Consider the following 21,742-nt stretch of genomic DNA (forward strand, 5'->3'; position numbering starts at 1 on the left):
TGCTGCATCCAATCATACTGACCGTGCATGACATTGTGACCAAGCTCCATGTTGTTTAATATCTTGCTAAAACTTAGTAAAGAAGTACCTAATAGCCAAATGCTCAATTGCTTACGGCGTGAAGAGGGACATGCGGCAACAGCAAGCAGACCACGTGCTAGTATTTCACTATAAACGACAGCAGCATAAATGCGCTGAATATAGCGCGCATCCTCTGCACCAAGCGATGCCATGACACTCTGATATAACGCATCTAACTCAGCAGCCATCGTCTCAGTTTGTACCTTTGATAGGGGCGCGCTGCTTAATGTCGGGTAACGAGTCTGCGCTACCCATCGCTTATCTACTACAGACTGAATAGGGGTAGTAGGGAGCGCGGATCGAGCACTAAACATAGGCGGTAATAAACGCATAAAAAGTCCTTTGTTATATTAAATATCGAGCACAACATCGGTTACAGGTACATTAATACAAGTCTGAATGGACTCAAAACCTTCACCGCTGACAACCCCTGTCTGGATGTTCTTGACCTGACCGCTGATTTTTTGACAGCGGCACAGGTGGCAAATGCCTTGACGACAACCATAGGGCAAACGTATATCTGCCGCTTCAGCGCTTTTAAGCAAAGTAGTACGGCTAGTAAACTGCCGCTGTCGTCCGCGTAAATGTACGGTTCGCGCTATGCTATCAGTCTCGCTTCCTTCCTGATCGTGATGATTAGCACTCGTCCCAAAGCGTTCTATCGTGATGTTATCGAGTAGCGATGCTGTATTTTCAACAGTCAAATCATTTACTGCTTGGTACAGGCTTGATAACAAAGACTGTGACCCGCAGGCATATATCTGCGTTTGAGCGAGCGGTAGTCCAAGCGCAAGTAGGCTATTCTTGGTCAGGTATCGATTGTCTGCAAGATAAGTGCTGACATCTTGCGTTGCAATCAGATGATAGCGAAACGCAGGATAAGTCGTGGCTAGTGAAGCCCAAAATGATGTCAATATAGGCGTGCGATTGTAGTGAAGCAGAGTGACTGGTTGTTTATCCTTGAGCGCCTGCGTGACTAAGCTTAACATCGGCGTAATACCGCTACCACTAGCGATACACAATATCGGTGTCGGTTCCTCTAGCGTCTGTGACAGGACAAAACTGCCGTTTGGAACACTGCACGCAAAAAAATCTCCAAGCAATGCTTGCTGAGTCAAGTATTTTGATACCAAACCTTGAGGTTTAATAGCGATAGTAAGCGTGTGCGGTTTTTTACTTTGCCACCATAATGCTTGCTGAGGTAAACCAAGCAGTGAATACTGACGCTGATGATGAATACCGTCTATTGGTACGATTAAGCTTAAGTGCTGTCCGCCATGCCAGAGATTGTTCGATTGTTGTCGAAAAGCATGGTTGGTTTCAAACTGTAGAGCTATCAGATCATCGCTCAATGTGTGCTTGGCTAATAATCGTAGCTTAGGTGCAGTCAATGACCAAAAAGAATGTATATGCGTACTGACAAAATCCACAAAAACGCGCTGAATAAGCTCAGGGTGGTAGCCAGTCGTCATAAATAAAGCACCTGTTTGCTAAGAATTGCTACGCAAATTGTAAATATTAAGCTTAAAATCACTTTCACCAAATTATTGTTTTATTAAGTTATATTAATATAATAACCCTTGTTAATTAAGTTTATAGTTTGATTGATGCAAAATTTTGTAGGTTTTATAAAACAAAAATCTATCAGCAGTTAATTTTATTTATTATTATTTTTTATAGCGTCTACAAGTTTATTCTTAGCTTTTATCAGAAATGAGTAGCAGAAGTATTAAAAACGACTAAACATACCAGAAAACAAGCTGTTAGCTTGCAGGGCATGCGCCACAATGCGATAATAGCAGACAATTTATAACCCTGATTTTTGAGGCGCAGTTCACTTAGCATCATTGCTAACTGTGATGACAGTCCTCGTCTATGTAGTCTATCGGAGTGTTAATGGCTCAATATATTTACACGATGAACAACGTGTCAAAACTTGTTCCGCCTAAGCGCGAAATCCTAAAGAATATCAATTTATCGTTTTTCCCGGGTGCCAAAATCGGCGTACTCGGTATCAACGGTTCTGGCAAATCGACGTTGCTACGCATCATGGCAGGCGTCGATACTGAATTTAGCGGTGAAGCACGCGCACAAACGGGTACTAAGGTTGGCTACTTACCGCAGGAGCCACAGCTTGATGATAGCAAAGATGTTCGTGGTAATGTCGAAGATGGCATGCGTGAAGCATTAGATGCGCTTGCCCGTCTCGATGCAATTTATGCTGAATACGCAGAGCCTGATGCCGACTTTGATAAGCTTGCTGAAGAACAAGGCAAGATGGAAGACATCATTCAAGCTTGGGATGCGCATAACTTGAATACTCAGCTAGAAAAAGCGGCTGATGCACTACGTCTGCCGCCATGGGATGCTGATGTTAGCAAACTGTCAGGTGGTGAAAAACGCCGTGTGGCCTTATGTCGTTTGTTATTGTCGCGCCCTGATATGCTATTGCTTGATGAGCCGACCAACCATTTGGACGCTGAATCTGTCGCTTGGCTTGAGCTGTTCTTACAGAACTATAGCGGTACGATCGTGGCCATTACCCATGACCGTTATTTCTTGGACAACGTTGCTCAGTGGATCCTAGAGCTGGACCGTGGTCATGGCTATCCTTATGAGGGCAACTACACTGAGTGGCTTGAGCAAAAGAATAACCGTCTTGAGCAGCAAAATAAACAAGAAGAATCATTTGCTAAAGCACTCAAAAAAGAGCTTGAGTGGATTCGTAAAAACCAAAAAGGTCAGCAGGCCAAGTCCAAATCTCGTGTACAGCGTTTTGAAGAGTTAAACTCACAAGAGTTCCAGAAACGTAACGAGACCTCTGAGATTTATATTCCACCTGGTCCACGTTTGGGCAACAAAGTCATCGAAGTCAATGATATCTCTAAGTCATTCGGTGATCGTTTGCTTTATGAAAACCTAAGCTTTAACGTCCCAGCGGGTGCTATCGTCGGTATCATCGGTCCAAATGGTGCAGGCAAAACCACACTATTTAATATGATTACCGAACGAGATACGCCAGATACAGGCTCGGTTGACTTGGGTGAAAGCGTTAAAGTCGCTTATGTCGGTCAGGTACGTGACAATTTAGATGATAATAAAACCGTCTGGGAAGAAGTGTCTGACGGCTTAGATATTATCACCGTTGGTGACTATACGACGCCAAGTCGCGCCTATATTGGCCGCTTTAACTTTAAAGGCTCAGACCAGCAAAAGCACGTCGGGCAGCTATCGGGTGGTGAGCGTAACCGTCTACAATTGGCAAAAACTTTGAAGCAGGGCGCCAACGTTTTGCTTCTTGATGAACCCTCAAACGATTTGGATATTGAGACCCTACGTGCGCTAGAGGATGCGATTCAAGTATTCCCAGGTACGGTCATGGTGGTCTCGCATGATCGCTGGTTCCTTGACCGTATCGCCACGCATATCCTAGCCTTTGAAGAAGAAGGGCCGATTTGGTATGACGGTAACTACACAGAATTTGAAGCGTATCGCAAAAAAACGATGGGTGACGATGCCGGTCCTAAGCGTATGAAGTATAAAAAGATTTCTACCTAGCTTGTCGGCTTAAAAACCTCAAGTTTTATACAATAAAAAAAGACCTCTAATTATTAGAGGTCTTTTTTATTAGCATATAAAGAAGCGAGAACGCCCTAACGCTTAAGACCAAATTTGCGCTGCTTTTTATTACTAATCTCAGTAATCGCATGGGCGATCTCTTCATCATCAAGACTGGCGATTTGCTGCAAAATTTGCATCATGTCAGGGCTTAGTACATATTTAGCATGATGAGCGATATCGTCAATACGCTGATCGAAGTTTAGCACGCCTGTGTCTTTATCTACTTGTAAGTAGTTCAGACGAGTCAGTGCTGTGACAAAACTTAAGAACAAGGAGCGATCAAAGAAATCAGGAATATCATCAGCATACAATACTGATAAACGTTGACCAAGCAGATGACAAAGATCAACTACTTCTTCTGTGGTCAAGTTTCCTGAGCCTTGTTGTGACAACAACGCCAAGGTCATAAAGTAACGCTCAAGACTCTGGGCAACAGGAGCGGCGAGGACTTCTAGCTGCTGATAACAGCTACTATTAGCATCTGGCACACTGAGCATGCCATCACCTAAGTCGATAATTAGGCCATGATCGATCAGGTTGTCGATTTTTTGATTAAGCGTATCCATCAGACCGTGCGCTGGATAGTATAAAAACAGCTCGCTTTGCAAGAAAGGATACATCTGAGTAACGATATCATCAAGACGGCTGCGACTCACGCGACCATTGCGTGCGACCAGTGCAGCTAAGAAAGACAATAGGATAAATACATGCAAAATGTTATTACGGAAATAGCTCAATAGCGCGGCTTGCTTGCCAGCGACTTGAATGATATCACCCAAAATATGCGGTATACGCTCAATAAGTTTGAGCTTGATACCATAGTCGATGATTTTTTGCGGGCTCATATCTGTGACGATAGTGTCATCAGAGTAGGGTATTTGACGCGCAATACCTTGATATAGGGCGATTTGTTCGCGGCAGATGTCTTCATCAAGAGCCGCTTTTGGCGCTGATAGTAAGACTAGAGACAGTAATGATACGGGATTGACGACCGCCGCTTTATTGATATGCTGCATGATCTTTACACCAATATTATCAACCATGGCACTGGCTTTTTCATCAAGTGGCGTATCGGTACGATCAGCGGGTAAGCTATCAGCAGGCACATCGAATTTTTGCATAAAGTCGCTTAGGTGCAGCGGTGTGCCAAAGCTTAAATGTACATTACCAAAAATACGCTCAATTTTGCGTCCAACTTTTAGTAACCCAATTAAGGATTCGGACTCTTTTGGCTTGCCTTTTAGCTCGCCGATATAAGTGCCACCTTCCATAATGCGCTCATAACCAATATAGGTCGGAATAAACACCACAGGTTTATTGGTTTGACGTAGCTGGCTATGTACTGTCATTGCTAGCATGCCCATCTTCGGTGGTAGCAGGCGTCCTGAGCGTGAGCGTCCGCCTTCTATAAAGTATTCAATCGGTGTATTACGGGTGATAAGGGTATGCATATACTCACGCAATACTGCGGTATAAAGCGCGTTACCACGAAAGCTACGACGAATATAAAAAGCCACAGCGCCGCGTAATAGAGGGCCTAATACGGGAACATCTAAGTTATCACCCGCTGCCACATAAGGAATGCTCAGACCGCGTTTATAGATAACGTAAGATAGAAGCAAGTAATCAACGTGGCTACGGTGACAGGGCACATAGATGATTTCATGATCGGTTGCAAGCTTGCGTACGCGCTCAAAATGATGGACGTCGACACCGTCATACAGCTGCGTCCATAGCCAAGTCAAAAATTTATCAAAGACGCGAATGATCGGGTGAGAGTAATCATTAACCATCTCATTTGCATAGTTTCTAGCAAGCCCGCGTGCTTCACGGACACTAATGCCTTTTTCATCCGCTTCGATCTGTGCAGCATGCTGGATAGCAGGCGAATAAACCAGCTTATCTACCAAGTTACGTCTATCTGATAAGTCAGGACCGAGCATAGTGGCGCGCTGATTATCAAGATAAGTATTGAGCTGCTGCTGTAATGTGCGTACCAACTCACGATTAGCGTCTGCTGCTGGAACTAATGTATGACGTGCGTCTCGGCTATCTGCACTATCAGCTACTCCGAGCTCATCTGCTTGTCCATCATGCAAGCTATCATAAATAATGGTACGTAAGTCTTTTGGCGCATGGAACTGGACAAAGGTATCGCGACCCATCACACCGATATTAAATAATTGCTTGGTAATACTTGGATCTTGCCAGTTATCTGCCATCAATAGCTTGAACAAGGAGTCCTCTTTTTCAGGCGCGCGGCCCCAAAGAATCGATACTGGTACCAGACGTATTTGTAAGTCTGGATGTTGTAGAATGGCCGCAACCAAACGTGAAAAGCGCGGCGATAGTTGATTGTCCTTGGCTTTGGGATGATGCAAAAATATGATAGCAGCATTTTCATTCACATCATGTATGCTGTCTTTGACACTCATCAGTGCAGGCGGCAGCTTATGTTCCCCAGTTTGCAGATCGATCAAAATACTATTGGAGCGCGAATAATCTTGTAGTACATAAAAGGTTAGCGTTTGATCGTCGGTATCGAATACTGGCAGCTCGCCCAAAAGCTTTGCTTTGACGGCGACATCAAGCGCCTGTCCCGATATCTTTCGGTACAGCTGATTGATAGGTGCCTTGGTATAAGTCGTCGCAGTTGACGACTTGCTAGCCTCAGAGGTGGCTTGCGCTTTGGGCGTTCGGTTTTTTAGGAGCTTGTTTTTTAGGAAACTGGGTATCATAATCAAAAGTCAGACTTTGCAAAATGTAATGCGCTTATGATGCCATAAAAGCGCTTAAAGCGATATATGGTGTCGGTATCTGTGCTGAATATATTATAAATGCCAATTTGTCTAAGGTAACACAACCTTGATATATCGTGATTGTATTAAGCGATAGAATATAAATAAAGTATGGGTACAAGGTATAACCGTCTGGTGTATGGTATTTATGATTATCGCTTTAATCCTATTATCCGTGTTTATTTTAAGTTTAATAAGAGTGCCTTATGACCCCTGCCATTAAGACTGCTAAGCAGCATCACCTTGATTATCAACTGCATGAGTATGTACACGATAGCAGTGCGACGTCTTTTGGTTTAGAGGCGGCTGACAAGCTCGGTATACAAGCTGCGCAAGTTTTTAAAACATTGGTGGTAGAGACAGATGCTGGCACGTTAGCTGTTGCTCTTGTGCCAGTCGATACCACCTTGAACTTTAAAAAAATGGCCAAAGCCCTTTCTTCTAATAAAGTGCTGCCCTGTAAAAAAGTGCAAATGGCTGATCCAAAGCGCGTTGCACGTAGTACAGGTTATGTGCTTGGCGGTGTCAGCCCGCTTGGGCAAAAGAAGCGTTTGATCACGATAATTGATATAACGGCTAAAGATCAGCCCACTGTCTATGTGAGTGCTGGCCGCCGCGGGCTTGAGATTGAGCTACCGCCATTACAACTGGCTAAAACGCTGACTGCTCTTTTTGAAGATATTGCTGATACATGATGGCTATTTTCAGAAATCCTATAAAATAATCAGACGTATTAAACTTGTCTTCATGCGTAAATTTTTAACTTATTATAAGGACGTATTCATGCCGCATTTAACTATCCAAGCATCTCCCAATGTCAGTATCTCTCACGAAGAGTCGTTACTCAAATCTCTAAATAAAGTATTATGGGATAGTGGTCATTTTGGTAAGCCAACTGATATTAAAGCGCGAATAATCCCTATCGATACGTTTTTGGTTGGAGTTGAGGATGATGAGCAAGCCCATGGTTTTATCTATGCACATTTAAAATTGATGCCAGGTCGTGACAGTAGTGTCCGTGAGCAATTGGCACAGCTATTGGTGGCTACGATAGAGGATACATTAGGCGAGGAGCAGTCGGGGCGAGCAGCGCTACAAGTATGCGTAGAAGTGGAGGAGATCAGTCCTATTTATCAAAAAAAGCTGCTTGGTAGCTAGCATTGTTTTTTAACTGAAAGCTTTTTAACTTTTATGTCATTTGAAATCATACTTGCTTATTTAATTACTTAAGTATAAAAAAAGCGCCCAGCTATTAAAAGTTGGGCGCTTTTTACTTTTCTTAATCTTAATTAAGCTTAAGTGCTAATTAAGATTAGTCTAAAAAGGCAAAGTTCTCGATATCCATTGCCGTCATACTTTCACTTGGTGCAACCATACTCTCAGCATGGCCTGATGTACGTGGCAAGATTTTGTCAAAATAAAACTCTGCCGTTTGGACTTTGGCTTTATAAAACTCTGGTGACTCAGTACCCCCATTTTTAAGCTTGTCATAAGCGACGGCTGCCATGCGCGCCCAGTGATAGCCCATCATTATGTAGCCTGAATACATTAAGAAGTCTTCTGAGGCCGCTGAGATCACTTCACGGTCTTTACGTGCCATGAGCATCAAGCGTACCGTAAGCGTGTTCCACTCGGCACATAGTTTAGTCAATGCCCAGACAAACTTACGCATGTCTTTATCGAGTGCATACTCGCCGCACCATTTCATAATGCTTGACGTGTAGTCACGGATGATTTTACCTTTAGACTGCAAGATAACCTTACGGCCTAATAGATCAAGTGCCTGTACACCAGTCGTGCCTTCATACAAGGTAGCGATACGGGCATCGCGAGCGATAAGCTCCATACCCCATTCTTTAATATAGCCGTGACCACCGTAGATTTGCTGACCATGTTTGGCCGCCTCGATACCAAGCTCAGTCAAGAAGCCTTTTAGGATTGGCGTATAAAAGCCTAGTTTATCGTCCCATTTTTCAAACTCATCATCATCACCATTAGCCACGCCTTGCGCCATTTTATCCGCATAACGCGCTGAGTGATAAATCATCGAGCGACCGCCTTCGGCAAAGGCTTTTTGGGTCAGTAGCATACGACGTACGTCAGCATGGTGAATGATGGCATCCGCAACTTTTTCAGGGTCTTTGGTCCCTGATAGGGCGCGCATAGAGCGACGCTCTTTGGCATAAGGTAGGGCATTTTGGAATGACAGCTCAGTATGGGCCAGCCCTTGAATACCAGTACCAATACGAGCAGTGTTCATAAAGGTGAACATCGCTTTGAGGCCTTTATTTGGCTCTCCAATCAGATAGCCGGCGGCATCATCAAAGTTCAATACACAAGTTGATGAAGAGCTGATGCCCATTTTGTGTTCGATAGAACCACAAGTGACGCCATTACGCTCGCCAACTTCGCCTTCATCATTAGGAAGGAATTTTGGTACGATGAATAATGAGATACCGCGGGTGCCTTCAGGTGCGCCAGGTAAGCGTGCTAGTACGATATGAATGATGTTTTCAGTCAAATCGTGTTCACCGCTTGAGATGAAAATTTTAGTACCGCTAATCTTATAACTGTCGTCCTCTTGCGGGATTGCTTTTGATTTGACTTGTCCCAAATCTGTACCGCATTGTGGCTCAGTTAGGCACATCGTACCTGCCCATGAGCCGTCAACCAATTTATGTAAATAAGTCTCTTTTTGCTCGTCAGTACCATATTGCATTAGCGTATTGATGCAACCTGTTGAGAGGCCAGGATACATTGCCCAAGGCCAGTTGGCTGTACCAATCATCTCAGCTTTAATCAGGTTAATAGACATGGGCAGGTTCATACCGCCGTATTCTTCAGGGTATGAAATGCCTTGCCAGCCGCCCTCAACAAACTGATTATAAGCTTCCTTAAAGCCTTTAGGAGTTGTCACGACGCCGTTTTCAAAATGACAACCTTCTGCATCAGCAGGCTGATAAAGAGGGGCTAAGACGTTTTCTGAAAAATCAGCCATGCCCTGTAAAATCATATCGATGGTTTCAGGGTCAGCATTTGCGCCATTGTCTAAGTCTTTATAATGCGTTTGAAAGTCAAATACATCGTTAATCAAAAACTTAATATCACGTAAAGGAGCTTTGTAAGTTAACATAGTTGATCTCTTTATTTGGTTTGCTCTAGTACGACCGATGGCTGGTTTTTATAAGCTTGTATTCGTATTAGAGATAAGAATGGATAAATACGGTTGGTTATCGCTATTAGATTATTATCGTTATAATCACAATGTACTGAGTAAAATGACAAGCTATGTGAATACTGGTCATATGTATATGATTAGTATAAATGTTCTTTTGAGACAAATATACAATGCATAATTAATTTTCATGACTTGATGGTTTAGATATTAATTTAATTTATCAAATAGCAATAGGTTTCTTAATATAGAAGAGGATTGCGATGGTTAGGGCTGTCTAACTTAAGCTATGAACAGTAAGCACAAACAATGTATGAGGGTAATAATTTATGAACGTGTATGGGTTCTTCACATCGCTAAAACAGAAGGGACAATAAATGCTCGCTTATATTAAGCATTTAATTCGTGGAGAGCTTGATCATTTGCTCACGGTCAATCGAAGCCGCCGACCATGGCATATGCCGATCATCGCTGCTATAGCCATCAGTTTTCCAGTCTTTGTTGGCGCATATTTTGGGGTACTACATGCAGGGATTAAGGCGTCTTTAGGAGCCATGGTTATATTAAACTTACCATTTGTAGGCGGGTTGCCTTATCGTTTAGTGACGGTGATGGCGTGGAGCTTTGCGATGACGCTTTGCTTTGCGCTCGGACTGATTGCGCAGCAAGTGCCCTTACTAAAACTACCAGTATTTGCGCTGATTGCCTTTAGCGTTGTTGTTTTCGGTCGCTATTATCGTCAGCCGCCGCCTGCCGGACTGTTTGTCATGATGGCGGGTGCAATTGCTCTATTCATTCCTGTTTCAGCTGAAAAGATATTATCAGCCACTGGGCTTGTGATGTTGGGCAGTGGTTTTTCAATGTTTATGGCACTTTTATATACGCTGTTTTTATTAGTGACGCGCCCCTCTACTGCTGTGCCAGAGTATCGTTATGAGCCAGATATAATCAGTGACAGTATCATCGTTGCAAGTTTTGTTAGCTTGGCATTATCGATAGCAGTGCTGCTAGACATGCCTTATCCATACTGGGCTGCGGTCAGTTGTTTTATTATTATTCAAGGCATACAAATGCGCACGATATGGATTAAACAGCTGCATCGTCTGCTGGGTACCTTAGTAGGTATGATGGTTGCCGGCTGGATGTTGTCTTGGAATCTATCAATGTGGGAGGTGGCGCTCGCAATACTGCTTATGATGCTGTGTATTGAATCGCTGGTTGATCGACATTACGGACTGGCCGTAATACTGATCACTCCGTTAACGATATTTATCGCTGAGTATGGCAGTGTTACCTCGCTTGCGCAGGCGAGTGTCCAAGAGATTATTCGGGCGCGAATGCTCGATACTGCGCTAGGCTGCGCGGTAGGCTTGAGTGGAGGGCTGGCGATACATTCAGTCAAGCTACGCGTACCGCTACGGCGCATAGAAAAATGGCTATTAGTACGTTTTTCATCTTCGCCCTAATAGCACTTTATGGTTACGAGCCCCTTATTGCTTCTTATTTGCTTGAATCGCAGTGGTCGCTTGAGTCACATCGATACTATGAGCGGTCCAACGCTCAAAGCTTAATGCAGCTTGGCCGATGAGCATCCCATAACCGTCTGAGGTTTGCGCGCCGCGCGCGGCGAAATGCTGCAAAAAGGGCAGTGCGCGTCCATACATCATATCGTAGGCATAGTGGCAGTCTAAACTTTGCTGAAGTGGTAAAGTCTCGCCTGTTAGCCCAATGGAAGTAGCGTTGATAATCAAGTCGAACTGCCCTGTCAGCTCAGTCGTTGCACACATGGCGATGGGGTGATTGTTAATCGTCTCACTGGCTGCGCTAAGCTCATCGACCAATACTTCAGCTTTACTCAACGTTCGATTCGCAAGGGTCAGTTGTCCAATACCTGCTTGAATCAGTGGCAGTATCACCCCACGTGCTGCGCCGCCTGCGCCAATGATAGCGACACGAGCGTTTGTAAGCGGCCAATCTAAGCTCATCATATGATTGACCAAACCTTGACCGTCGGTATTATCACCATATAGCGTCTTATCTTTTGACGAATCATCACTGACTAATAGTAACGTATTGACCGCGCCTGCGATACGCGCATGTTCAGACAGACCGCCTTGAGATTGACAAGATGCGTAAGCGAGTTGTTTAAAAGGTACTGTCACATTGGCACCCACGCCGCCACCATTAAAAAACGCCTCAACAACTGCGTTGAAGCTTGCGGCATCATCAGGACAATATTGACGTTGATAGCTAATATCAATACCCACTTGCGCGGCAAATACTTGATGAATCTCCGGGGATTTACTATGAGCAATAGGATTGCCAATAACGATAAAATGCTGGGTCATAAACGGTCCACTAGCGCTGTAGTCAATATAAATAATAAAAGTCGGTGCACTGTAGCTATAAAATGTCTTGCTTATTGTACGCTTTGCCAGACAGAGGATTCATAAAATTTATCTGAGTAACTCTGCAAGTCTTTTAGATTGTATTCATGATAACAAAGAAATAATAAGCAGCAAGAGAGAGAAAATCAAACAGTGCTTACTCATCATAGGGGATAACAATGTTTTTAACAAATTTGCACCTTCTACGATTGTTATCCGTAACGTAAAGGCTAGTCAAGCGCTGGGCAGTTGGGTACACTGTTGGCATAATGGCATTATAATTATGACAGTAAAGAGCGGCACAATGAGCCAAGCTTAAGCTAATAAATGGCGCATTTATTGCAAGCGCACTTGTTATAGAAGTTGTCGTATAAGTATAACTGAAGCATAGAATATTTATCATATAGGTCGTTGCTTGACCGCATTTATGATATCGATAGCCTATGACAGTAATAACAATATGTATTGATAATGCACCGTGTAGATAACTATTCTTTTCATTATTGGCAAGCCGCACCATTAACGGCTGGTTAATATAATTTATACCCAAAAAGTGTGAGTAAATTGCCCATGTGGAATAACAGCCTACAGACCTTTGCGGTCAGTATAGTGATAGCAGCTGGTGTCTCATTGAGCGCGTGTAATGCCCCAACGCAAGAAACCCCCTCTGAGGCAGTGTCTGATAGTACAGCTGAGCAGGCCAAACCTGAACAAGCAAATCCTACGCCAGAGACAGATTTGGATGGTGCGACAGTTGAGCAAGGCACGCCAGTCAAATATGATGTTTCTTCATGGGGTGACAAACAAGTCCAGCCTGTAAGCGTACAAGAGGTCGATCAAATAAAATCAACGTTTGGCAAGGTCGTCACCACTGATGAGAATAGCTTGGACTACGCCAGTAACCCGGCAGTCAAGTACCGTTTTATGGATACAGATGCGCCTTATCTGGACTTGATTGACTCTGAAAAGTATCTTGAGCTTGGTTGGTACTTTGCCAATCCTACTGACTCAGATAAAGAAAAAGAGCTGAGCATAGCCCATGCGAAAAAATCCTATCAGCTTGCGCGTCAGCTTATGAATGATGATGGCGGAAAAGTCATCTCAGATATGCTCAGAGGACAAATCATAAAAAATAAAACCATTGGTGGACAAAAGATAGAGCTGGGTAAATGCGAGTTTTATAGTTGTATGCTGGTGTTAAATAAGTCAGGTGAACAGCAAGCGGAAGAAAGCTAGTTATGATGGCTAAGCTCGATAACAGCGAATCCAATAACAGTCAGTTTATTAACCATGCTTCTATCACTAACTACGCCTCTACATGGCAGCGTCTATATCCGCAGTCTGATAATATGGTTGCGAATGCAAATAATAGCGTCATCACCCCAGACAATCGCGGGCTGGCTTATGGAGATGGGTTTTTTACTACTATTGGCGTCATCGATGGCTCGATATTGTGGCCAGACTATCATCACCAAAGACTGCTCTCTCATGCCCATGCATTGCAATTAGCTGTCGATAGCGACTCGCTACTCGCCACTTTGCAAGCCCACGCTCAGCAGCTACAGCAAGGTATTATAAAAGTCATCGTCACGCGTGCTGTACAAGCTGTGCGCGGTTATGGTTTTGCAGCAGATATGGTAGGTAGTCCTTGTGAAGTCTGGTGTAAAGCAACGGCAATGTCTATCGATACCGCGCAACATACTCAGCTGCCAGAGGGACGCAGCGTATTGATACAACCTACTACATCAGCCGTATGTCTAACCGCACAACTTGCTTGCTTGCCGCCACCGTTAGCGGGACTCAAAAGCCTTAATCGACTGGATAATGTACTGGCGAGCGGTGAGCTCCAACGTCTTAAAGCCAAATCGTTAAAATCTAATGCAGAATTGGGCGTTGGTGAAGGGATAGGCATTGGCGAAGGATTAGTACGCGATATAAGCGGCAGTTGGGTGGAGGGCACGATGAGCAATGTCTTTTATCAGTTGTCTAACGCCCAATCGACTGACTCTAGCGATAAAGCTAAAGCCAATTATCCTGATGATTCTCTATTATCAGGTCAGTGGTTTACACCGCCGTTGACGCAATCCGGTGTCGCTGGGGTGATGCGCCAAGTCATTATTGATGCATTCGCTAAGACCAAGACGCCAGTGATTGTGCGCGCATTAAATGATGATGATTTGCCAAATTTAAACCAGATATTTTTTTGTAATGCTTTGCGCGGGGTGATGCCAGTGAAAAGTTTGGCTTTGTTGTCGGGAGAAGTAGTAGAGTTTGGTTAGTCGATTACTCTTCTGCAAATATAATAAATTTGGTATCGAGCATATCATCAGGATATAACACAATATCTTCATTTCTATATTTTTCGCTCGCTTTTAATATAGCAGTTTCGCCATTCTCAGCAGTCACTTCTATTAGAGCGCTCATTGTCTCAATAATTTCTATTTGATAAACCTTCAACTCTTTTTCGTTTGTCATAATTATTCTCACTTTTGCTAATTATTTGTGCTGCTGATCGTAGCAAACGAATTCAAAAGAAGTGATCGTCTTTTGTTACGTGGACTTGTGTAATAGAAGAGGACAGCTTAAATCTGAGTGATATAACGAAACACGATTAGTATAATTTCCGATAATGTCCACGACCTAAAAACTCAATAATGCCTTTATCCCGTAGCACTTGTAATTGCTGGCGGATTTTATCGTGAACGTGGTTATTATCAGGATGTTTGAGTTGTAATGCATCTGCAAAAGCATAGACCTGTTTTAGAGAAAACTTATCATCAAGTCTGTCAATACATTGCCAAATATCTAATGTCCAGCCGCGTGAGTCTAGCGATTGCTTACGTAAGAATAGCGTTTTTTGAAATTGTTGAGTAACGTTATCGCGCGCAATGACTTTTTGATTCTTTACTAAAAACACTTTTCCTGATTCTGGCACTTTACGCAAATCGATATTGCAACCAACCCAACCAGCACGCTTAGCAGTAACTGATAACGGTTTACGCTTGATGATAATGTCTGGTTTAAAGAACTGCTTAGGGATAATTAAGAAGCTATTAACAGTAAATTCTGCTGAGTAAGTCAGAAAGAAAAAACTAGGATTATCCTCGCTATTAATGCGCTTAATCATAGTGTCATAAGCGCCATCATTGATAATGTTGCTTAGTTTCGCTTTTTTACTTTTTAGCTCAAATTGTTCGCTACAACCATCACAGTAAAAGTCAGCAACAGGTTGATTGTTAGCAAATTCAATTAAAGGCTGAGCGCTACAATTGGGACAATAGCTTTGCTTCGCGACCCAGTCTTCACTTAATACTCTAATGATTTGGCTAGGTGACTTATAAGCGCTGACAAGCTGTTGATTAAAGTTTAAATCCATAACAAAAAATCTTTATTTAAATATGTCCGATAGAATAATAGCCACTAAGCCATAAAACCTTTTACAAACGCTAAGATATCTCACAAGATAAGCAAATAACATTGAAAAGCACACGGTTCAATGCTAAATTCTAGCAAACATCTGCCTCGCGAGTTGCCATGAGCAAGCCTACACCTGAAATACCTCCTGAACGTCCAAATGATCCTGCATCAGACAAGCGAGACGGCACTATTAACGATCCTGCTAAGACATCTACAGACTCTGATAATGATGACAAAGCACCAGCGACAGATATTTCGCTTATCAATGGAAGAAACACTCCGCGTGAGTACAAAAAAGACAACCAGTCGTTTTTTATGCAGCGTGGCTATCAGATTTTATTGGTATTGGGACTGATTGCCGCCTTTTTATTGGTGATGGTTTATCAAACGTTGTTTGGTCGTATCGAGCAGCCCAAGCAAAAGGTGACGATTGAACAGGGCGACACTTATTATGGCTTGCTTCCGCAGTGGCAACAGCAAATCCCGCTGTTTTCTGCCAGTATTGCCAAGTTTTATATCAAGTCGCAAGTAGATGCACCGCTGCATGCAGGTATCTATCAGTTGCCAGAGAATCCGACGATAGCAGAAGCATTGCACGTCTTGCAACAAGGTGCGAAGGTGGCGATGGTAAAAGTACAAGTCATCGAAGGCAAAACCGCTAAAGACTTGTATCAAAATCTACGCGACAACCCAGGCATCAAAAAAGAAGTACTGACCGCCGATAGTGACAATGCCAGTATCGCAGAAGCGCTGGATCTGGTGGGTATAATGCCTGATTCAGTGATCAATAGTGACGACCCTATTGTGAGATATAATCTTGAAGGCTGGTTCACTCCTGATACCTATTATTATGGCGAAGATGCCAGTGACAAGCAGGTGTTGACAGATCTCTATAAGCGCCAGCAACAAGCACTGACCCTAGCTTGGGAGAACCGTGCAGCCGATTTGCCGTATAAGACGCCTTATGAAGCATTGATTATGGCGTCGATTATCGAAAAAGAAACCAGTGTGCCTGAAGAGCGTGAGCTGGTAGCCGCTGTGTTTACCAATCGATTAAATAAAGGAATGCGCATGCAGACGGACCCGACCATTATTTACGGTATGGGCAGTCGCTACGATGGCAATATCCGCCGTCAAGATATCGATGAAAAAACATCGTATAATACTTATCAAATCGATGGTTTGCCGCCCACGCCTATCGCGCTGCCATCTGCTGCCTCTATCGAAGCCACATTGCACCCAGCTGATAGCGAAGCCTTATATTTTGTGGCGACAGGCAATGGAGGTCATAAGTTTACCAATAGCTTGGACGAGCATAACCAAGCGGTAAGAGAGTACTTAAAAGTCATGCGTGAAAGAAAGTCTCAAATACCGCCAGAGTAAGAGAGTAGCAACGAATCTTGGTTACAAGCGTTAAACGCTCGATAACCATTTTTATTTTGCACAAAAATAAGTAACACAATTTTGAAATACAAGGCAATACCATGTCAGTACCTATAAATACGCAAGCGACTCAACTGGCTACTGATAAGGAAGCATCCGACATAGACACAGTGAGCGAAAGAGGGCGCTTTATTAGCTTTGAGGGTACCGAAGGGGTGGGTAAAACAACCGCTATTGAGCAGCTTTGCTCGCGTTTAGAAGCAGCGGGTATTGACTATCTGCGGACACGTGAGCCCGGCGGTAGTCCATTCGCTGAGCGTCTGCGTGCCATTTTATTAGACCCTACGACCGACATCAACGATGACACTGAGCTACTGCTATTGTTTGCCGCCCGCTGTGATCATATTCAGCAAGTGATTGCCCCAGCATTACAACGCGGTACTTGGGTCATCTGTGATCGCTTTACGGACTCTACTATCGCCTACCAAGGCTTTGGCCGTGCGCAGGGCGATAGTGAAGTATTGACAAAAATAGAAACGCTTATCGCACAGTTTGTCCCAAGGTTGCCTGAGCTGACACTTTGGCTGGATTTACCTGTGCTTGAGGGTATGAGCCGTGCAGGCAAACGTAGCGTGGCCGATCGTTTTGAGCAGCAGGCGCTGGATTTTTTTACGCAAGTGTATAGAGGGTTTGATACGCTTGCTACTGCACATCCTGAGCGTATTCGTCGCATTGATGCGTCAGGTACTGCCAAGGAGGTTAGCGCACGTATATGGCAAGAGGTCGAGTCTCAGTTTAAGGTTAATTAACGATGCTGTTATTCGATGCTATGATTTAACTTTACGATTCAACGTGATTGGTAGATGTTCGAAATGCTTTAGTTGTTAATTAATAACGGTTAACGAGCAACTATTAAACTAATAGATATAAAAAACCCTAGCTATTATAAGCTGGGGTTTTTCTATTGCCTTAGAACAAAATACTCTTACTAAGCTAAACGCTTTTACTGCTTATCTGAACTGTCATCAGCTTTTATCTCGACGGTGTCAGTCTTAGCATCAGTCTCTTTATCAGCAGTAGTATTTTTATCCGTATCAGGTAGACGATTCGGATCGAGCGAGCCTTTTTTATTCTTGGGTGCACTGCCACTACCATTAGCGTTGGCTTTTAATGCAGCGACTGAGCCTGACACTTTTTGCGCGGGCTTTGTCGTCTCAGTAGCTTTATTAGCGGCTTTAGAGGATGCAATGGCATTCTCTTGACTATTGGTTACAGGGCTGATCGATTTTTCTTTGGCAGTCACGTTATCTGACTCTGTCAGCGAATCTGCTGCTGATGTAGCGTTTGACTGTGCCGGTTGGCTTTGACTCTGGTCATCTAAATCAGCTTTCGTTGCTGTTGCGTTATCTTGTTCAGATTCATCGGCCAGCTCTTCAGTCATCTCTTTTTCTTTGCGTTTTTCAGGCGCTTTAGAGTTGGCTTCAAAATGTGCATCAGCGACGGCACGTGCTTGTACTTGTTTGTCAGTCACGTCTACAGGTTTTGGTTGTATATCGTCATCGACGACCAAAGCGACCAGCTTACGATCACGGGGCACAACACCATCGAATTTGTCCGTGATCACACTCAGCTTGCCTTCTTTATCGAGTGTATATAAAGGGACAAATTGTTTGTTATCCGCTTTGTATTGCTCAAAGCTATAGCTGTCAGTGATATTGGTAATCTTGATACGTGCCTTTTTAGATAGCATGCTGGCAAGCTTGGTGTAAGTAACGTCTTTGCCAAACAGCCACTGAGAATGGAAGTTTGATTGTTTAGTATCGCGCTCATTTTTGACTTTTTCGTCGCTGAACTTTAGACGAAATATCTTTTGTTCACCGAATTCATGACGATAATGTATCTCAGATAAGGTGTTTAGCTCTTTATCTGTACTCATGGCAAACAAATGACCGATACCGATCAGATCGAGATGATGGTCAGCGTGATCCGAGACTGGATTACCAAAATAAGTGCGTAGGCCACTCATACGAGCACCGGCGATATTGGTATAGTTGTTGTGCGCTACGATCACATCAAAGCCCTGATCTCGTAAAGACGTCGCTACTAATAACGCGATGGGGTTTGAGCCGACGACCAAAATGCCGTTGGTAGCAGGCTCACGCACGCCCAGCAAATTACCAACCATTTTTGCGCCCAAGCCTTGGATCATAACCGTGCCAATGATGACCATAAAGACCAGCGGTACTAATAGCTCAACACCTTGAATATCATACTCTTGTAGACGAATGGCAAACAGTGATGAGATGGCGGCGGCGACGATACCACGCGGACCAATCCAGCTAATCATCAGCTTTTCATTGGTCTTTAAGTTGGAGCCAATAGAAGACGCCCAAACAGAGAGCGGACGCGCGATGAACATCACGATGGCCAGCAATATAATCCCTGCAAAACCTACACTCATAAGACTTGCCAGCTCTACACGAGCCGCAAGAATAATGAATAATACGGAGATCAATAAAACAGTCAACGACTCGTTAAATTCCAAAATCGTATCGCGCGGGAAGTTTGGCCAGTTCGCCAGTGCCACGCCAAGTACAGTCACGGTTAAAAGACCAGACTCGTGCTCTAAATGGTTCGATATCGAAAATAGTACTAAGACAAAGGCGAGGGTAAAGACATTGCGTAAAAACTCAGGCACCATATGACGACGCATTAAGAACGCCAATACCCACGCGCCCGCCATACCAAGCGCTGTCGCTAAAACCACAATCTTAGCAAATAGCAAAAGACTGCTGGCCTCACCGCCTGAGATGATGTACTCATACACCAATACCACGGCAATCGCACCGATAGGATCGATGATGATACCTTCCCACTTGAGGATATTAGAGATGGTTTTATTTGGACGTACACTACGTAGTAACGGCATAATCACCGTTGGCCCAGTCACACAAACCAGCGCACCAAATAATAACGCAATCAAAGGGTCGACATCGAACAATAAATAGGTCGATAGCGCCACTACCGCGATGGTAATGACCACCCCGATTGACACCAGCATCTGCACCACGGTTCCATGCTGCTTGATTTCATCAAACTCAAGTGTCAACGAGCCTTCAAACAAAATAATGGCCACACCTAAAGAGATAATAGGGAACATAAGCTCGCCTAAAACCAAATCAGGGTCAAAGTAACCCAATACTGGACCGACAATAATGCCGATCAGCAACAAAAACAAAATGGACGGTTGCTTTAAGTACCAAGCCAACCATTGGGCCGCGATGCCGATCCCAACCACGCCGGATAACAATAGGGCGGTATCCATAAATTAATCCTTTTATAAGCTTGTCATACTGCACATACGTTAGGGGGACGCTTACAATCTAATAGCGGCTCTTGATAAGCGTAAAATAGACCCTAACTTTTATGATAGTAAATAGTTATTGCAAACGGTAACAACGGTTTTTTTTATGACGATTGGTTATCATACAGGGGTAGTTATGCCATATAACGTAATCGGCAAAAATAGTAGTAGAAATCTATATAATAGGAAAAAGCGTTCAAAAGCAGTTACAAGTCATCTTATAATGCACAAACAGACAGGGCAAACCAATAGAAACAAAGACTAGCACATGATAATTTCATAGAAAATGACTGCGTATTATTTATAAACTTTTGTTTATTATTGAATTTATTTGGTTTGTTATCATACCATGATTTTATTTTGCTTGTGCGAAACGTGTTATAGGTATAAACACAACAAGCAATTAGTGGTAGTAGAGAATGACGATACGAGTTAACACCTTACAAACGAATTTTTCTATATACTCGTTTAGGTATCTTGTTTACGTATAAAGCAGTAGGGACATAGCCATGACAACTGTTCTCCTACATAATACAAACGGCGTTTATCCAATCATAGTGCGTATTGGTTTGGGTAGTCTAGAGAAAACGAGTCAAACAGGCTATATAAGTAAATCAAGAAAATAGAAGACAAAATGTTTAAACGTCTAAAAGGGAGAGTAATGAGATGAAGGGCCAATCACAATTTCATCAGCTACAGGGCAAACTACAACGCAGAATACTGACAGCGATCTTAAGCACAGCGATGACCACAAGTGTCAGCGCGTTAGCTATCAGTGTTATGACTGTCTCTAGTGCGCAAGCTGCCGTCATTACTACTGATTTCTCCGATCTTGTACAGCAAGTAACACCAGGCGTGGCACGGGTCAATGTAACCAAGACCGTCAGTGAGGCTGAGCTGGCAAAAGCCCAGACTGCTGACTTATTGCGCAAGTTCTTTGGTGACCGCGTACGTATCCCTGAACAGGCGGTGATACCAGCAATTGAACATGCTTATGGCACTGCGTTTTTTGTGACCTCTAACGGTTATATGCTTACCAATCATCATGTAGTAGAAGGCGCAGATAACATTACTGTCACTTTAAATGACCGTACAGAGCTTGATGCGACGCTGATTGGGAGTGATGAGCGCTCAGATGTAGCGGTACTAAAGGTATCGGGTAGGCAGTTTCCAGCGCTACCTATTGGCGACTCTAATCTTATAAAAGTCGGTGAGCCTGTATTGGCGATTGGCTCACCATTCGGCTTTGATTACTCAGCATCCGCTGGTATTGTGAGTGCTAAGTCGCGCAGCTTCTCACGCGAGACCAGTGTCCCTTTTATCCAAACAGATGTGGCACTCAATCCTGGTAACTCAGGTGGGCCACTATTTAACCAGCGCGGTGAAGTCATCGGTATCAACTCACGGATTTTTAGCGGTACAGGGGGCTATATGGGTTTGTCGTTTTCCATCCCGATAGATGCGGCGATAGATATTTATGAGCAGCTCAAATCTAACGGTGAAGTGGCGCGTGCTT

The 21,742-nt window shown here is 43.6% G+C and carries 16 protein-coding genes and 1 pseudogene; 9 read left to right on the forward strand and 8 right to left on the reverse strand.

Translation table 11 applies throughout. The annotated features are described in order from the left end of the window. Nucleotides 1-413 (reverse strand): annotated as a pseudogene (locus ACS8FC_RS13425) (acyl-CoA desaturase); the annotation flags it as partial. Nucleotides 414-431: 18 nt separating this feature from the next. Further along, on the reverse strand, nt 432-1,553 hold the full coding sequence (locus ACS8FC_RS13430; protein WP_439297144.1) for a flavin reductase family protein: 1,122 nt from the start codon (nt 1,551-1,553) through the stop codon (nt 432-434). 424 nt (nt 1,554-1,977) lie between these two features. On the opposite strand from ACS8FC_RS13430, the gene ettA reads away from it, so the two are divergent. Then, complete coding sequence (gene ettA, locus ACS8FC_RS13435) at nt 1,978-3,639, forward strand: energy-dependent translational throttle protein EttA (RefSeq protein ID WP_299218593.1); 1,662 nt, start codon at nt 1,978-1,980, stop codon at nt 3,637-3,639. 95 nt (nt 3,640-3,734) lie between these two features. Here ettA and plsB read toward each other — a convergent pair whose 3' ends face one another. Then, on the reverse strand, nt 3,735-6,440 hold the full coding sequence (gene plsB, locus ACS8FC_RS13440; RefSeq protein WP_439297156.1) for a glycerol-3-phosphate 1-O-acyltransferase PlsB: 2,706 nt from the start codon (nt 6,438-6,440) through the stop codon (nt 3,735-3,737). 266 nt (nt 6,441-6,706) lie between these two features. Here plsB and ybaK point away from each other — a divergent pair, with 266 nt between their 5' ends. Beyond that, nucleotides 6,707-7,195 carry a Cys-tRNA(Pro) deacylase gene (gene ybaK / locus ACS8FC_RS13445; RefSeq protein ID WP_439297145.1) on the forward strand — a complete coding sequence of 163 codons (489 nt, stop codon included), beginning with the start codon at nt 6,707-6,709 and terminating at the stop codon, nt 7,193-7,195. Nucleotides 7,196-7,283: 88 nt separating this feature from the next. Next, entirely contained in the window at nt 7,284-7,658 is a 375-nt protein-coding gene (locus ACS8FC_RS13450) for a 5-carboxymethyl-2-hydroxymuconate Delta-isomerase (RefSeq protein ID WP_439297146.1), read from the forward strand. A gap of 154 nt (nt 7,659-7,812) precedes the next feature. Here the strand turns inward: ACS8FC_RS13450 and ACS8FC_RS13455 are convergent, their stop codons facing one another. Beyond that, on the reverse strand, nt 7,813-9,633 hold the full coding sequence (locus tag ACS8FC_RS13455) for an acyl-CoA dehydrogenase C-terminal domain-containing protein (RefSeq protein WP_439297147.1): 1,821 nt from the start codon (nt 9,631-9,633) through the stop codon (nt 7,813-7,815). 419 nt (nt 9,634-10,052) lie between these two features. Between ACS8FC_RS13455 and ACS8FC_RS13460 the strand changes: the two genes are divergently transcribed. Beyond that, nucleotides 10,053-11,141 (forward strand): FUSC family protein, encoded by a 1,089-nt coding sequence (locus tag ACS8FC_RS13460; RefSeq protein ID WP_439297148.1) that lies wholly within the window; start codon nt 10,053-10,055, stop codon nt 11,139-11,141. Nucleotides 11,142-11,165: 24 nt separating this feature from the next. Here the strand turns inward: ACS8FC_RS13460 and aroE are convergent, their stop codons facing one another. Beyond that, nucleotides 11,166-12,023: a shikimate dehydrogenase gene (aroE, locus tag ACS8FC_RS13465; protein ID WP_439262360.1), complete on the reverse strand. Its 858-nt coding sequence runs from the start codon at nt 12,021-12,023 to the stop codon at nt 11,166-11,168. A 609-nt stretch (nt 12,024-12,632) separates the two neighbouring features. Between aroE and ACS8FC_RS13470 the strand changes: the two genes are divergently transcribed. Continuing rightward, nucleotides 12,633-13,298 carry a hypothetical protein gene (locus tag ACS8FC_RS13470; protein ID WP_439297149.1) on the forward strand — a complete coding sequence of 222 codons (666 nt, stop codon included), beginning with the start codon at nt 12,633-12,635 and terminating at the stop codon, nt 13,296-13,298. A gap of 2 nt (nt 13,299-13,300) precedes the next feature. Next, the gene (locus tag ACS8FC_RS13475; protein WP_439297150.1) at nt 13,301-14,341 is read left to right on the forward strand and encodes an aminotransferase class IV; all 1,041 of its coding nucleotides are present in this window, start codon (nt 13,301-13,303) and stop codon (nt 14,339-14,341) included. Nucleotides 14,342-14,345: 4 nt separating this feature from the next. On the opposite strand, the gene ACS8FC_RS13480 is transcribed toward ACS8FC_RS13475, so the two are convergent. Further along, on the reverse strand, nt 14,346-14,537 hold the full coding sequence (locus ACS8FC_RS13480; RefSeq protein WP_439297151.1) for a DpnD/PcfM family protein: 192 nt from the start codon (nt 14,535-14,537) through the stop codon (nt 14,346-14,348). 136 nt (nt 14,538-14,673) lie between these two features. After that, nucleotides 14,674-15,438: a DpnI domain-containing protein gene (locus ACS8FC_RS13485; protein WP_439297152.1), complete on the reverse strand. Its 765-nt coding sequence runs from the start codon at nt 15,436-15,438 to the stop codon at nt 14,674-14,676. 158 nt (nt 15,439-15,596) lie between these two features. Between ACS8FC_RS13485 and mltG the strand changes: the two genes are divergently transcribed. After that, complete coding sequence (mltG, locus tag ACS8FC_RS13490) at nt 15,597-16,862, forward strand: endolytic transglycosylase MltG (RefSeq protein WP_439297153.1); 1,266 nt, start codon at nt 15,597-15,599, stop codon at nt 16,860-16,862. Between the two features lie 101 nt (nt 16,863-16,963). Next, on the forward strand, nt 16,964-17,671 hold the full coding sequence (gene tmk, locus ACS8FC_RS13495) for a dTMP kinase (protein WP_439297154.1): 708 nt from the start codon (nt 16,964-16,966) through the stop codon (nt 17,669-17,671). Between the two features lie 194 nt (nt 17,672-17,865). Here the strand turns inward: tmk and ACS8FC_RS13500 are convergent, their stop codons facing one another. Beyond that, a complete protein-coding gene (locus ACS8FC_RS13500) occupies nt 17,866-20,187 on the reverse strand; it encodes a cation:proton antiporter (RefSeq protein WP_439297155.1) in 2,322 nt (773 codons plus the stop codon). A 783-nt stretch (nt 20,188-20,970) separates the two neighbouring features. On the opposite strand from ACS8FC_RS13500, the gene ACS8FC_RS13505 reads away from it, so the two are divergent. Further along, on the forward strand, nt 20,971-21,742 hold a 772-nt coding region (locus tag ACS8FC_RS13505; RefSeq protein WP_439297157.1), incomplete at its 3' end, for a trypsin-like peptidase domain-containing protein.

This window comes from Psychrobacter sp. 1Y4 (assembly GCF_051847555.1).

Coding starts and splice junctions, on each gene's coding strand:
- ACS8FC_RS13430 (WP_439297144.1), bottom strand. CDS start 1,553: ATGACGACTGGCTACCACCCTGAGCTTATTCAGCGCGTTTTTGTGGAT.
- ettA (WP_299218593.1), top strand. CDS start 1,978: ATGGCTCAATATATTTACACGATGAACAACGTGTCAAAACTTGTTCCG.
- plsB (WP_439297156.1), bottom strand. CDS start 6,440: ATGATACCCAGTTTCCTAAAAAACAAGCTCCTAAAAAACCGAACGCCC.
- ybaK (WP_439297145.1), top strand. CDS start 6,707: ATGACCCCTGCCATTAAGACTGCTAAGCAGCATCACCTTGATTATCAA.
- ACS8FC_RS13450 (WP_439297146.1), top strand. CDS start 7,284: ATGCCGCATTTAACTATCCAAGCATCTCCCAATGTCAGTATCTCTCAC.
- ACS8FC_RS13455 (WP_439297147.1), bottom strand. CDS start 9,633: ATGTTAACTTACAAAGCTCCTTTACGTGATATTAAGTTTTTGATTAAC.
- ACS8FC_RS13460 (WP_439297148.1), top strand. CDS start 10,053: ATGCTCGCTTATATTAAGCATTTAATTCGTGGAGAGCTTGATCATTTG.
- aroE (WP_439262360.1), bottom strand. CDS start 12,023: ATGACCCAGCATTTTATCGTTATTGGCAATCCTATTGCTCATAGTAAA.
- ACS8FC_RS13470 (WP_439297149.1), top strand. CDS start 12,633: ATGTGGAATAACAGCCTACAGACCTTTGCGGTCAGTATAGTGATAGCA.
- ACS8FC_RS13475 (WP_439297150.1), top strand. CDS start 13,301: ATGATGGCTAAGCTCGATAACAGCGAATCCAATAACAGTCAGTTTATT.
- ACS8FC_RS13480 (WP_439297151.1), bottom strand. CDS start 14,537: ATGACAAACGAAAAAGAGTTGAAGGTTTATCAAATAGAAATTATTGAG.
- ACS8FC_RS13485 (WP_439297152.1), bottom strand. CDS start 15,438: ATGGATTTAAACTTTAATCAACAGCTTGTCAGCGCTTATAAGTCACCT.
- mltG (WP_439297153.1), top strand. CDS start 15,597: ATGAGCAAGCCTACACCTGAAATACCTCCTGAACGTCCAAATGATCCT.
- tmk (WP_439297154.1), top strand. CDS start 16,964: ATGTCAGTACCTATAAATACGCAAGCGACTCAACTGGCTACTGATAAG.
- ACS8FC_RS13500 (WP_439297155.1), bottom strand. CDS start 20,187: ATGGATACCGCCCTATTGTTATCCGGCGTGGTTGGGATCGGCATCGCG.